The 12,346-nt window shown below is 74.4% G+C and carries 11 protein-coding genes; 6 read left to right on the top strand and 5 right to left on the bottom strand.

Annotated elements, in window-relative coordinates:
* Window positions 1–73: 73 nt before the first annotated feature.
* Genes ACZ4MU_RS19220 through ACZ4MU_RS19235 form a run of 4 tightly spaced genes read right to left on the bottom strand, consistent with a single transcriptional unit; the run spans window position 74 to window position 5,008 of the window.
* The gene (locus ACZ4MU_RS19220) at window positions 74–1,090 is read right to left on the bottom strand and encodes a DUF5914 domain-containing protein (RefSeq protein WP_467877742.1); all 1,017 of its coding nucleotides are present in this window, start codon (window positions 1,088–1,090) and stop codon (window positions 74–76) included.
* On the bottom strand, window positions 1,087–2,103 hold the full coding sequence (locus ACZ4MU_RS19225; RefSeq protein WP_467877745.1) for a phytoene/squalene synthase family protein: 1,017 nt from the start codon (window positions 2,101–2,103) through the stop codon (window positions 1,087–1,089). The genes ACZ4MU_RS19220 and ACZ4MU_RS19225 overlap by 4 nt, the downstream gene beginning before the upstream one ends.
* The gene (gene crtI / locus ACZ4MU_RS19230) at window positions 2,100–3,635 is read right to left on the bottom strand and encodes a phytoene desaturase family protein (RefSeq protein WP_467877747.1); all 1,536 of its coding nucleotides are present in this window, start codon (window positions 3,633–3,635) and stop codon (window positions 2,100–2,102) included. Before crtI ends, ACZ4MU_RS19225 begins: the two co-directional genes overlap by 4 nt.
* Window positions 3,632–5,008: a polyprenyl synthetase family protein gene (locus ACZ4MU_RS19235; RefSeq protein ID WP_467877749.1), complete on the bottom strand. Its 1,377-nt coding sequence runs from the start codon at window positions 5,006–5,008 to the stop codon at window positions 3,632–3,634. The genes crtI and ACZ4MU_RS19235 overlap by 4 nt, the downstream gene beginning before the upstream one ends.
* A 236-nt stretch (window positions 5,009–5,244) precedes the next feature.
* Between ACZ4MU_RS19235 and ACZ4MU_RS19240 the strand changes: the two genes are divergently transcribed.
* The 3 genes from ACZ4MU_RS19240 to ACZ4MU_RS19250 are packed head-to-tail and all read left to right on the top strand — an operon-like array spanning window position 5,245 to window position 8,751.
* Window positions 5,245–6,438 (top strand): lycopene cyclase family protein, encoded by a 1,194-nt coding sequence (locus ACZ4MU_RS19240; RefSeq protein ID WP_467877977.1) that lies wholly within the window; start codon window positions 5,245–5,247, stop codon window positions 6,436–6,438.
* A gap of 25 nt (window positions 6,439–6,463) precedes the next feature.
* Complete coding sequence (locus tag ACZ4MU_RS19245) at window positions 6,464–7,195, top strand: class I SAM-dependent methyltransferase (RefSeq protein WP_467877752.1); 732 nt, start codon at window positions 6,464–6,466, stop codon at window positions 7,193–7,195.
* Window positions 7,192–8,751 (top strand): FAD-dependent oxidoreductase, encoded by a 1,560-nt coding sequence (locus ACZ4MU_RS19250; RefSeq protein ID WP_467877755.1) that lies wholly within the window; start codon window positions 7,192–7,194, stop codon window positions 8,749–8,751. The genes ACZ4MU_RS19245 and ACZ4MU_RS19250 overlap by 4 nt, the downstream gene beginning before the upstream one ends.
* 84 nt (window positions 8,752–8,835) lie before the next feature.
* Here ACZ4MU_RS19250 and ACZ4MU_RS19255 read toward each other — a convergent pair whose 3' ends face one another.
* Window positions 8,836–9,420, bottom strand: coding sequence for a sigma-70 family RNA polymerase sigma factor (locus ACZ4MU_RS19255; protein WP_467877979.1), 585 nt, complete (start codon window positions 9,418–9,420; stop codon window positions 8,836–8,838).
* A 222-nt stretch (window positions 9,421–9,642) separates the two neighbouring features.
* On the opposite strand from ACZ4MU_RS19255, the gene ACZ4MU_RS19260 reads away from it, so the two are divergent.
* The 3 genes from ACZ4MU_RS19260 (at window position 9,643) to ACZ4MU_RS19270 (ending at window position 12,316) form a co-directional block, all read left to right on the top strand.
* A complete protein-coding gene (locus tag ACZ4MU_RS19260) occupies window positions 9,643–10,710 on the top strand; it encodes a MerR family transcriptional regulator (RefSeq protein WP_467877757.1) in 1,068 nt (355 codons plus the stop codon).
* A gap of 90 nt (window positions 10,711–10,800) precedes the next feature.
* The gene (locus ACZ4MU_RS19265; protein WP_467877760.1) at window positions 10,801–10,974 is read left to right on the top strand and encodes a CsbD family protein; all 174 of its coding nucleotides are present in this window, start codon (window positions 10,801–10,803) and stop codon (window positions 10,972–10,974) included.
* A 160-nt stretch (window positions 10,975–11,134) separates the two neighbouring features.
* Window positions 11,135–12,316 carry a spore photoproduct lyase family protein gene (locus ACZ4MU_RS19270; protein ID WP_467877762.1) on the top strand — a complete coding sequence of 394 codons (1,182 nt, stop codon included), beginning with the start codon at window positions 11,135–11,137 and terminating at the stop codon, window positions 12,314–12,316.
* Window positions 12,317–12,346: the final 30 nt, after the last annotated feature.

Genomic DNA, 12,346 nt, shown 5'->3' on the forward strand with positions numbered 1-12,346 from the left:
AGGCAGCGCCCACGTTGCCGCGCTGTCGTCGGTCTCGGTCTCCCCCGCGCGAGGTTGCCGGCTGTACGGACGTTCAGCCCGGGAAGCGGCCCGTGGAGCGCAGGTGCCAGCGTCGTTCGGCATAGGCGAGGTCGTCGCGCCAGAGCCGTCCCGCGGCCGCGCGGATCAGGGGGCGCAGCACGGGGGCGGCCCGGCGCGCCAGGGCGAAACCCGCGCGGTCGGAGGACGCGACGACCGCCTCGACGACCGCGGTGCGCGGGCGGCCCCGTTCATCGGGACCCAGGGGCGTGGCGTGTGTCTCCACGACGCTGCCGGCGCCCTCGCCCCGCGTGATGCGCATGACCACCGTGCGCGGTTCCGGCGCGGTGAACACCGCCCGCACCGGTACGACCAGCCGTCCGGCGACCTTGAACGAGACGTCCACGGTGAAGCCGTCGCCGTCCTCGTCGGCGGCGCGTCCGGGTGTGTCCAGCACCGTGAGATCGACGAACGAGTAGGGGTGGAACCACGCGCCGTGCCAGGGGTCCAGGCGATTGGCCAGGACGTCTTCCGGCTCGCACGTCCCCACACCCGTGTAGACGGCGGACACGGCCCCGGCCGGTGCGGGGCGGACGGGGACGACGGGGGTGTCCAGCGGCGGCTCGCCTCCGACGTCGTCGAGGCGGACCCACACCAGCACCCCGTCGTCATGTACCGGCCACGGGTTCCAGCCCGCGTACGGGGCGCCCTCCAGGGCGAGTCCGTGCCAGTGGCACACCAGACGTCCGCAGCGTACGGGGCTGTCCTTCAGCGGGGCGCCCAGGTGCGGGCAGATGCCGGGCCCTCCCACCGCGCGGCCCTGGGCGTCGCGCCAGACGACGACCTCGTGCCCGGCCACGGTCCGCGCCAGCGGCCGACCGCCGTCCAAACCGTGCGAGGCGCCCACGACGTACCAGTTCCCCGACGGACGCGCCTGGGCCCGCTTGACGGCCGCCGCGATCGCACCCGGCTTCGCGTCGCGCCAGGTGGGGCGCTGCTGCGCCCAGGGAAGCGCTCGCCTGCGCAGGGACAGCGGCAGCCGGGCGCGCCGGGGCGCGGGGTCGGGCTTCATGCGACGACCTCCTCCTGAACCGGGCGGAGCGCGCTTTCGGGTGAAGAGAGCGGCGGTACGTCCGCGTCCGGGTATCGCCCGCGTACGCGCAACCGTGCCGCCGCCACGCGCACGAGCCCGTCCGCGGCGACCGCGGCGCGCCTTCTGCGGGGCACGGCCGCGCGCCGGTGCACCACCGCGTATCCGTCCTCGGCCACGGCGTCCAGGATGCCCCCGTACAGCACGCAGGCGGTACGGATGCACGGTCGCGAGACGTCGGCGAGCATGGGGATCCCGGGCACCGCCTGACGGTAGACACCGCGGGTCAGGGCTTCGAACTCGCGCAGCGCGGCCGTGATGCGCCGGTCGCGCAGGCCCGTCGCGCGGCTCCACCGCAGCAGCGGCCGGTCGGCGCCGTGCGCCGCGAGCAGGTCGGCGGGCAGGTAGACCCGGCCGCGGTCGAGGTCCTCGCCCACGTCGCGCAGGAAGTTGGTGAGCTGGAAGGCGACGCCGAGCGCGGCGGCGTGCGGCGCGGCCGCCTCCCGGGGCGCCACCGTGCCCAGGACGGGCAGCATCTGGAGTCCGATCACGGCCGCGGAACCGTGCATATAGGCGCGCAGATCGGCGTAGGTGGCGTAGCCGGTGACCGACAGGTCCGCCTGCATGGCCGCCATGAAGTCGGCGAACAGCTGGTGGTCGATGGCATAACGGCGTGCCGTGTCGGCCAGGGCCAGCACCACCGGTTCGTCGCCGCCGCTCCCCCGCAGGCCCTCGGCCAGCGTGCGGCGCAGGGCGCGCAGGGCGGCGTCGCGGTCGCCGACGCTGACGGCGGGGTCGAGGGTGTCGACGATGTCGTCGGCCCAGCGCGCGAATCCGTAGAGGGCGTGCACGGCCGCCCGGTGCTCGACCGGGAGCAGCCGGGTGGCGAGGAAGTAGGTCCTGCCGTGACGGGCGTTGAGCTCGCGGCACTGGCGGTAGGCCTGGCGCAGCGCGGGATCGGTGATGCCGGCGGCGTCGAGTTCGCGATCGGTCATGCGGGGCTCTCCTGGGGGCGGACGCGGGGACCCTTCCGGTGTGCGCGGGGGGTGGCCCCGGTGATGCGCGCCGCCGCGAGCTTGCCCGAGAGCAGCACGGTCGGCACACCGACGCCGGGTGTGGTGCCGCAGCCCGCGAGGACGGCGTTGTCGGTGCCGCGGAGCAGGTTGCGGGGCCGGAAGGGGCCGGTCTGGGTGAGGGTGTGGGCCGCGGAGAAGGGCGTGCCCGCGGCGTGTCCCCGCGCGTGCCAGGAGGCCGGGGTGACCAGGCACTCCTCCTCGATGGACGATGCGATGCCGTCGAGGCCGCGCCGCGCCAGCTCCCGCAGGAGGCTGTCGCGGTAGCGCGGCGCGAGGCCGCTCCAGGCGGTGGCATCGGGGCCGATGTCGGTGTTGGGGCACGGCGCGAGGATGTAGTGCAGGTGCCGGCCGGGCGGGGCAAGGGCAGGGTCGGAGGCGGTGGGCCGGGTGATCAGCAGGGAGGGGTCGCTCATCAGGTGTCCGGTGCGGGTGAGTTCGTCGAAGGTGCTGTGCCAGGCCGCGCCGAAGGAGATGGTGTGGTGCGCCAGCTGTGGCCAGGTGCGGTCGGTGCCCAGGTGCAGCACCACCGCGGACGGCGAGTGCCGCAGCTTCAACGGCCGCCGGGGAGCACGGCCCAGGAGCCGGTAGGCGAGGGGCAGTTCGGTGGTGAGGACGACGGCGTCGCAGGGGATGCGCTCGTGGTCGGTGACGACGGCGGTGACGGTGCTGCCGGAGCGTTCCAGGCGCACCACCTCCTGGCCCAGGCGCAGTTCGGCGCCCGCGTCCGTCGCGGCCGCCGCCATGGCCCGGGGCAGGGCGTGCATACCGCCGCGGGGAAAGTACACCCCGGCGACGGTGTCCATGTAGGCGATGACCGCGTACGCGGCGAGGGCCCGGGCCGGGGGGACTCCGGCGTACAGGGACTGAAAGGTGAAGACGCGGCGCAGCCGCTCGTCCTTGAGGAAGCGCCCGATGCGGGCGTCGAGGCGCCCGAACCCCCCGAGGACGGCCAGCCGCGCCAGGTCGGGGGTGAGCAGGCTCAGCGGCGAGTCGAAGTTCGCGTCGATGAAGCGGCGCATCTGCGCGCGGTGGACGCGGTGGAGCCACCGGCGCAGGTCGCGGTAGCCCGCGGCCTCACGGGCCCCGGCGAAACGCTCGACCTCCGCGCTCATCGCCTGCGCGTCGGTGTGCACGTCGAGACCGCTGCCGTCGGCGAAGGCGGCGCGGTAGGCGGGGTGGAGCGCGATGAGGTCGACGCGTCGGTACAGGCTGTCCCCCACCGCGGCGAACGCCTCGTCGGCGAGGTCGGGCATGGTCAGGACGGTGGGCCCGGTGTCGAGCCGGTAGCCGCCGAGGTCGAGGCGTCCGGCGCGGCCGCCGGGCAGCGTGTCGCGTTCGACGACCGTGACGCGCCGTCCGGCGCCCAGCAGGTGCAGGGCGGCGGACAGCCCGGCCAGCCCGGCTCCCACGACCACCACGTGGTCGGTGCGTCCCGGCACCGCGCGCATCACGAACGCGCCCTCTCGCGCCGGCCCTCCAGGGCCGCTTCACCACGGTGCTCGACCGGCCCCGGACGGCCGCCGCCGGGACCGTCCCCTCCCGCCGAGCCGCCACCGCCTCCCGCACCGGCCACGGAGTGCAGCAGCTCGCCCAGTCGCCGCCCGGCGGCCCGGTCCAGAGCGGCGCTGTCGAGGTGGCGCAGTCCCTGGGCCACGAGCTCCTCGATCCGGGCCTCGGTGCTGTCCCTGGCCCCCGTCGCCGTCAGGATCTCGCGGACCTCCTCGATGTGGTCCCGCGTCAGATCCGGTCGGCCGACCGCGCGTTCGAGCACGGCCAGGGCGTGCCGGTCACCGGCGGTTTCGAGCCGTTCCCGGGCCAGGGCGATCAGATAGGTCGGTTTGCCCTCGCGGATGTCGCCGCCGGCGGGCTTGCCCGTGGTCCGGGGGTCGCCGAAGACGTCATTGAGGTCGTCGCGCAGCTGGAAGGCCATCCCGACGCGCTGACCGGCGCGGCACAGCTCCCGCCGGGTGGCCTCGTCCGCGCGTGCCAGGGCGGCGCCGAGCGCGAGCGGCCGTTCGACGGAGTAGCGGGCGCTCTTGAGGCAGGCGGTCCGCTGCGCGCGGGGCATCGAGTGCGTAGCCGTGGCCTGGCCCTGGACGTCCAGGTACTGTCCGGCCACCATCTCCGTCCGTATGTCGCTCCACAGCCGACGCACCACCGCGGCGGTCCCGGACACCAGCGGTGTCTCGGCCAGCAGGTCGTCCGCCCAGGACAGCGCCAGGTCCCCGGCGAGGATCGCGGAGGCACCGGCGAAGGAGGCGAGACGTGCGGACGGGACGGCGTGGGCGTACTGCTCGCGCACGTCGGCGTGCAGGGTCGGCCGCCCGCGGCGCAGGGTGGATCCGTCGATGACGTCGTCGTGGATGAGCGCACAGGTCTGCAGCAGTTCCAGGGCGGCGCCGATCCTCAGTGCGGCCGCGACCGGCACCCCCTCCGCGCCGCGGCACGCCCGCAGTGACCACCACAGCAGTTGGGAACGGGTTCGGCCGCCGCCCCGGCTGAAGCGCGCGACCCGGTCGGCGACGTCCGCGGCGAAGAGCGGATCCAGTGCCCGTGCCCGCGCGACCCGGTCGCCCAGCACCTGCTCCAGCACGCCCCCCACGGCCGCCCGCACGTCCTGGTCCACCCGGTGGGCCGCCGCGGCCGCCGCGCACGGCGACTGCGCGCCGGCGCGACGCGTGTGGCCCGTCGGCAGGGCGGTACGGCCGGATGGCCGCACCCATGCGGTGGAAGCCGGCACCGCTGTGCCGCGCGGCACGGACAGCGGACCGTCCGTGGTGTGATCGGTCGCCGGTGAGCGGCGCATCCCGGTTCCTCTCGTCATGGTGCGTGCATCGCTGCGTCCCCCCTCACTACGGGCCGAACGAGGGGGATGGATGCACAAGGGGCGACATACGCCAAGGACCCTGGCGCATGTTTTCCCGCCCCCGGCCGGTTCGCGCGCCGCCGCGGCACAGTCACCCGGGCGAGTGGCCTGCATCCGATCGGGCCCCCGGACAGGAATGCTGGGGAGGGGACGTCGTGAAGAGCTGGAAGAAGAGCTGGAAGAAGGAGGCCGCCGTGTACGAGGCGGATGTCGCCATCATCGGCGCGGGCGCCGCCGGACTCTCCCTGGCGCACCGGCTGTCCGGGCCCCGCTTCCGGGCGCGCCCGTGCACGGTCGCCCTCATCGACGCGCCGCCCGGCCCGCTGCGTCCACCGCGCCGGACCTGGTGCTTCTGGGAGGCGGGCCCCGGCCGCTTCGACGCCGCGGTCACCGCGTCGTGGCAGCGGTTACGCGCCCGACCGCGCACCGGCGCACCCGTCGAGGGCGACATCGCCCCCCTGCGCTACAAGATGATCAGGTCGGACGCGTTCGAGGCGCTGGTGGCCGAGCGGCTGGCCCACCACCCGGCCGTCCGGCGCCTGGAAGCCACCGTCGAGGCGGTGGACGACGGCCACCTCGGGGCCCGCGTCCATCTGCGGGACGCCCAGGACCGCCCGCGCGTGCTGCGCGCCCGCTGGGTGTTCGACTCCCGACCTCCGGACAGCCTGCCCGCCGCCCGCACCACCCTGCTCCAGCACTTCCACGGTTGCTTCGTCCGCACCTCACGCCCCGCCTTCGACCCCGCCACCGCCGACCTGATGGACTTCCGCACCCCGCAGCCCGCACAAGGCCTGTCCTTCGGCTACGTACTGCCCCTCACCCCGCACGAGGCCCTGGTGGAGTACACCGAGTTCTCGCCCCAGGTGCTGACACCCGCCCAGTACGAGGTGGCGGTACACCACTACACCACCGAGGTGCTGCGCCTCGGCGAGGTGGAAGTGGTCTCCACCGAGACCGGCGTCATCCCGATGACCGACGCCCCGCTGACCCGCCAGACCGGCGCGTCCGTGTTCCGCATCGGCGCCGCGGGCGGCGCGACCCGCCCGGCGACCGGCTACACCTTCGCCGGACTGCAACGCCAGACCCGCGCGGTGTCCGCTGCCCTGCACCAGGGCCGCAGACCCGTGCCGCCACCCGCCCACTCCGCCCGCTCCCGCGCCATGGACGCCGTGCTGCTGCGCGCCCTGGACAGCGGCCGGGTCGAGGGGCCGGAGCTCTTCGCCCGTCTGTTCGCCGAGGTGCCGCTGGGACGGCTCCTGCGGTTCCTGGACGGGCGCACCCGGCTCCACCAGGACCTCGCCATCGGGCTGCGCACCCCCGTGGCACCCATGCTGCGCTCGGCCCTGGAGCTGCCCTTCCTGCCCCGACGCCCCCACGACCGCACCTGACCGCACACCGCTCACGGGAGACCGCATGACCTTGCTGCGCGACCAGGACCTGGCCCTCGCGTTCGACCACGCCGCCCGCAGCTATGACGCCCTGGTGGCCGTCAACCCCGGCTACCACTCCCATCTGCGGCGCTCGGTGCGCCGTCTGGGATTCACCGGAGGCGGCCGGGGCCTGCGCGTCCTGGATCTCGGCTGCGGCACCGGCGCCTCCACCGCCGCCCTGCACACCGTCCTTCCGGACGCGGCCATCACGGCCGTGGACGCCTCCGCCGGCATGCTCCGGCGTGCCGCCGCCAAACCCTGGCCCTCCCACGTCACCTTCGTCCACGCACCGGCCGAGCGGCTCGACCGGGCCGGTGTCCAGGGGCCGTTCGACGCCGTGTTCGCCGCCTACCTCTTCCGCAACCTCGCCGACCCCGGGCCCGTGCTCGACGCCGTACACCGCCTGCTCTCCCCGTCCGGCCGGCTCGGCGTGCACGAGTACACCCTCAGCGGCCGCCGTACGGACCGGGCGGTGTGGAGCGTGGTGTGCCGCGGCCTCGTCCAGCCCCTGGCCGGGGCGCTGGGAGACGGGGAGCTCTACCGTCATCTGTGGCGCAGCGTCGTGGACTTCGACACCGCGGACCGCTTCGCCGCCCGTCTGCGCACCGCCGGATTCGACCCGGTGCGCGTGCTGCCCCTGCCCGGCTGGCAGACCGGCATCACCCACACCTTCGTCGCCCGCCGCGCCGACGCCCCCGCCCAAGGAGTGCGATGACCCGCCCGCGCCGGCACGCGGCCCCGCTTCCCGGCCGGGACCGCCGGGCCCGTGCGCTCCCGCCTCCGGACGGGTCCGCGCGCGTCCGGGGCGACCGGCCGAGCACCGCGGTGGTGGGGGGCGGCATCGCGGGCCTGGCGGCGGCGACCGCGCTGGCCGAGCGGGGCGTGGCCGTGACGTTGTACGAACGGGAGCCCTATCTCGGCGGCCGGGTCGGGGCATGGCCCACACAGCTGCGGGACGGGACGCGGGCCACCATGAGCCGCGGTTTCCACGCCTTCTTCCGCCAGTACTACAACCTGCGGAGCCTGCTGCGGCGCGCCGACCCCTCCCTCGCCCGGCTCACCTCTCTGCCGGACTACCCGCTGCGGCACCGCGACGGGATGCGGGACAGCTTCCGCCACGTCCCGCGCACACCGCCCTGGAGCGCCCTGGGATTCGCCGCGCTCAGCCCCTCCTTCGGCCTGCGCGACCTGCGCCGGATGAACCCGGCCGCCGCCCTGCCGCTCCTCGACGTCCGCGTCCCCGACATCTACCGGCGCCTCGACCGCACCAGCGCGCACGACTTCCTGGAGCACATCCGCTTCCCGCCCGACGCCCGCCATCTGGCCTTCGAGGTGTTCTCCCGCAGCTTCTTCGCCGACCCGCGCGGGCTGTCGGCGGCCGAGATGGCGCTGATGTTCCACATCTACTTCCTGGGCTCCTCCGAGGGCCTGCTCTTCGACGTGCCCGACGCCCCTTTCTCGCAGGCCCTGTGGGACCCGCTCGCCGCCCATCTGGAGCGCCACGGCGCCCACGTACGCCCCTCCAGCCCCGTGGAGCACATCGCTCCCCTGCCCGGCGGCGGTTACGAGGTGACCAGCGGCGTCGGGGACCAGAAGCGGCACGACGCCGTCGTCCTGGCCCTGGACGCGGGCGGGCTGCGCTCGTTGGTGGGCCGCTGCGACCGGCTGGGCGACGCGGCGTGGCGCGAACGCGTCGCCGGGCTGCGCAACGCCCCGCCCTTCCTGGTCACCCGGCTGTGGCTGGACCGGCCCGTCGCCCGCGACCGGCCGGGCTTCCTGGGCACCAGCGGCTACGCGAACCTCGACAACGTCAGCGTGCTGGACCGCTGGGACGGCGAGGCGGCCCGGTGGGCAGCCCGCACCGGCGGGTCCGTCGTCGAACTCCACGCCTACGCGCTGGGCCCCGGCCGGTCGCAGGACGTGGAGCAGAAGCGCCTGATCGACCAGCTCCACCTGGTCTATCCGGAGACCCGCGCCGCCGGGATCGTCGATGTCCGCCACGAGTGGCGCGCCGACTGCCCCCTGTTCCCGGTCGGCGCGCACGCCGACCGCCCACCGGTGCACACCCCCGACCCGCGTCTGGTGATGGCCGGGGACCTGGTGCGCGTGGACCTGCCCGTGGCCCTCATGGAGCGGGCGGCGACCACCGGCTTCCTCGCCGCCAACGCCCTCCTGGCCCAGTGGAACGTACGCGGCGAGCCCCTGTGGACCGTCCCCGACCGGGGACGTGGGCCCTTCCTGCGGACGCTGGGCGGATGGGGCGGACGTTAGGGCGTCTCTCGGCTGCGTGGGTGCCGGGCGGTCTCCGCTCCGGCCACACTCCCGGCGACGCGTCGAACGCGCATCGGTGGACCCTCAAGCCGGAGCACCCCGCTCCCGCAGACCGCGGGCGAGCGTGTGCAGACCTCGGCGGGCGTGGCTCTTGACCGTACCCAGCGGCCACCCCGTCACCTGGGCGATCTGAGTGTGCGTGAGGTCGTCGTAGTAGGCGAGCCCGAGCACGCGGCGCTGCGTCGCGGGGAGCTTCGCCAGTTCCTGCCTGACCAGCACCCGGTCGAGCACGGCTTCGGGCTCCACGTCCCGCTCCTGGTCGACGAGTACGGCGGCACCCGCCGCCCTGACCAGCTCGGCACGGCGCGTCCGGGCGGACAGCGTGTCCGCGATCTTGCGCCGGGCGATACCGACCAGCCAGCCCGCCAGGACGCCCCGCCCGGGTGCGTACGTGGAGCGGCCGCGCCAGGCGGCCAGGAATACGGACTGGGTGACGTCCTCCGCCTCGCGCGCGTCGTCCAGCGCCCGCTGCGCCAGCGTGTAGACCAGGGCGCTCCAGCGCTGATGCGCGGCGACGAGGCACGCCTCCTCGCCCCGGGCGAACCCCTCGGCCAACTCCTCGTCGCCGAGCGCCCCCTGGGTCACCGCGCCCGATGGCGGCCATGACATACCGCTGTCGGCGCCGACGGTACCCGGACAAGTGGCCCACGGTGCGGTCATGATCGGTGCTCCTCCTCAGCCGTTCCGACGCGTCCGGAGCGCGCCCCGGACGGCAGCCGACAGGCAGACCGGTGGTACGGCATCCGCCCGTTTGCGGTGACCGCTCCCCCAGCCTGCAAAGACCTGCCGAAGGGCTCAACTCGCATCGGATGTGCGTCGTATAGTGCGGTCGTGAGCACCGACCACACGCTCGGGACGGTCCGTTTCGAAGACCTCGGCATCACCACCGGCGTCCTCGCGCAGCGGCTCGGCGTCTCACCGATGACCATCCGTTCCTGGGACCGCCGTTACGGCCTCGGGCCCGCAGAGCACCAGGGCGGCCGTCACCGCCGCTGGCGGGCCCGGGACATCGCGCTCGTCGAGGAGATGTGCCGTCTGACGGCGCTCGGCATACCTCCCGCCGAGGCGGCCCGCGCCGCCAAAACGGCCACTTGGCCCGATCGCGCGATCCCGAACCCCGCCCGGTCCGCACACCCGGACGCCGACCCGGGCGACTTACCGCCCCGGCCCGCGGGCGCTCCGGATCCGGGGCCCGCGCCCGTCCCACAGCCCGCACCGGCACGTGACAGCCCGCTCCCCCTCGGCACCGTTCGCCCGGAGACCCGCGGCCTGGCCCGCGCGTCCGTACGCCTGGACGCACCCGCCGTACAGGCAAGCCTCAACGCGTTCCTCCAGGAACACGGGGTGGTCGCGGCGTGGGAGGAGATGATGATGCCCACCCTGTACGCGGTGGGCCGCAAGTGGGAGTCCGGCGGCGACCGTTACGTGGAAGTCGAGCACATGCTGTCCTGGCTCATCTCCACCGCCCTGCGCAGCGTCCCGCTCCTGCTGCCCTGCCCCCAGCCGCCGCGCGACGCTCCTCCCGCCCTGCTCGCCTGTCTCCCCGACGAGCAGCACACCCTGCCGCTGGAAGCACTGGAGGCGGCGTTGCGCGTACGCGGCGCCGCGGTCCGTATCCTCGGCGGCGCCGTTCCCACCGAAGCGCTGACGGCCGCGGTGCGCCGTACCGGTCCGGAGGCGGTGGTGCTGTGGTCACAGACCCGCTCGACCGCCAGCCTCCCCCTCGCCCAGCACGTCGCCGGGACGCACTGGGGGATGCGAGGCGCGCGGCGCAGCCCCGTCGTCCTGCTCGCGGGCCCGGGCTGGGGCCACCGCGCACCCACCCGGGGCCTGCTGCGCCCGCGCGGCCTCGGCGAGGCGCTCACCATGCTGTCCCGGGTGCGGAAACCCACCCCGTGACGGACGTCGACGGGTCACGGGGTTTACGGGCCGCCGATGCGAGCAGCAGGGCGAATACGACCATCCGGTTCTATGACGAGGAGGTCCGCAATGTCGGGCGAGGAGAAGACCAAGGCCCACGCCGAGCAGGCCAAGGGCAAGGTCAAGGAGACCGTCGGCCGCGCCACGGGCAACGAGCGCATGACCGCCGAGGGCCGCGCCGACCAGGCCAAGGGCGATGCCCGCCAGGCCAAGGAGTCGACCAAGGACGCGTTCCGCCACTGAGACGGCCCGCACGCCGGTATGCGGGGCCCCGACCCACTCCCTCGGGTCGGGGCCCCGCCGCGTCCCGCCCTGGACGCGCGTCCGTCGAGTCCGTGCCTCAGGTTTCGCTACCGTGGAGGAGCGGGGCACGAGGAACACAGGCAAGCGGAACGGAGTGGAGATGCGACGGCGCCCCCACGAGCCGGGCGATGGAGCCGATGGGCTGTTCGGCATGGAGGAGCTCATGGCCGCGGCCTCGCCGTCGGACACGGAACCGGCGCGACCGTTCCGCGACGGCCCGGAGGCACGTCGGCTCCTGCGGGTGACGGAGATCCACGCGGAGCCCGCTGCCGCCGCGTCCTGGCGGGGCCGGCAGATCATCGCCCGCTTCCCGGACGCCCGGCTCGTCGAGACGGACTCCCACTGGCGCATTCCCCACCTGCACGGCAACGAGGGAAACGTGGAGCGCTGGGTGCGGATCAAGCGGGAGACGCTGGTGCTGGGCGAACGCACCTCCCTCACCGTCCGGCCGAACGGCCGCTCCGCCGACTGGATCGCCCCCGGCCTGTCCAACGGCTGCGCCATGGCCTGTGCGTACTGCTACGTACCGCGTCGCAAGGGGTTCGCCAACCCGATCACCGTGTTCACCAACGTCGACCGCGTCCTCGGCGCCCTGCGTCGCCACATCACGGCCGCGGGCCCCAAGAGGGAACCCAACCAGTGCGACGAGCACGCCTGGGTCTACGACATCGGAGAGAACGGCGACTGCTCGGTGGACGACCTGATCAGCGACAACACCGCCGACCTCGTCCACGCCTTCCGGCGTTGGCCCACGGCGAAGGCCTCCTTCGCGACCAAGCTGGTCAACCCGGACCTCCTGCGGCTCGACCCGCGGGGCCGCACCCGGATCCGGTTCTCTCTCATGCCGCCCAAGGACTCCCGCCTCCTCGACATCCGGACCAGTCCCGTGCCCGCCCGCGTCGAGGCCGCGGCGGACTTCCTGGACGCGGGATACGAGGTGCACTTCAACCTTTCCCCGGTGGTGATCCGGTCCGGGTGGGAGCAGGACTGGGACGACCTGCTGCGCATGATGGACGACGTACTGCCGCGGCGGGTGAAGGACCAGAGCGCGGCGGAGATCATCATGCTCACCCACAACCAGGACCTGCACGAGGTGAACCTCGGCTGGCATCCCCGGGCCGAGGACGTCCTGTGGCGGGAGGACCTCCAGCAGCCCAAGCGGTCCGAGAACGGCGCATGGAACGTGCGCTACCGCACCGGCGTCAAGCATGAGGCGGTGGCAACCCTGACCCGCATGATCGAGACCCGGACCCCCTGGCTACGGGTGCGCTACGCCTTCTGAACCCCGCGAGCGTCGGGGATCACGCATCGC

The sequence above is a fragment of the Streptomyces sp. NPDC026377 genome, from assembly GCF_055567715.1.

Bases quoted from the DNA above. Each gene is read 5' to 3' on its own strand.
- ACZ4MU_RS19245 (WP_467877752.1), top strand. From the start codon at position 6,464: ATGACCTTGCTGCGCGACCAGGACCTGGCCCTCGCGTTCGACCACGCC.
- ACZ4MU_RS19235 (WP_467877749.1), bottom strand. From the start codon at position 5,008: ATGACGAGAGGAACCGGGATGCGCCGCTCACCGGCGACCGATCACACC.
- ACZ4MU_RS19220 (WP_467877742.1), bottom strand. From the start codon at position 1,090: ATGAAGCCCGACCCCGCGCCCCGGCGCGCCCGGCTGCCGCTGTCCCTG.
- ACZ4MU_RS19270 (WP_467877762.1), top strand. From the start codon at position 11,135: ATGCGACGGCGCCCCCACGAGCCGGGCGATGGAGCCGATGGGCTGTTC.
- ACZ4MU_RS19255 (WP_467877979.1), bottom strand. From the start codon at position 9,420: ATGTCATGGCCGCCATCGGGCGCGGTGACCCAGGGGGCGCTCGGCGAC.
- ACZ4MU_RS19225 (WP_467877745.1), bottom strand. From the start codon at position 2,103: ATGACCGATCGCGAACTCGACGCCGCCGGCATCACCGATCCCGCGCTG.
- ACZ4MU_RS19265 (WP_467877760.1), top strand. From the start codon at position 10,801: ATGTCGGGCGAGGAGAAGACCAAGGCCCACGCCGAGCAGGCCAAGGGC.
- ACZ4MU_RS19250 (WP_467877755.1), top strand. From the start codon at position 7,192: ATGACCCGCCCGCGCCGGCACGCGGCCCCGCTTCCCGGCCGGGACCGC.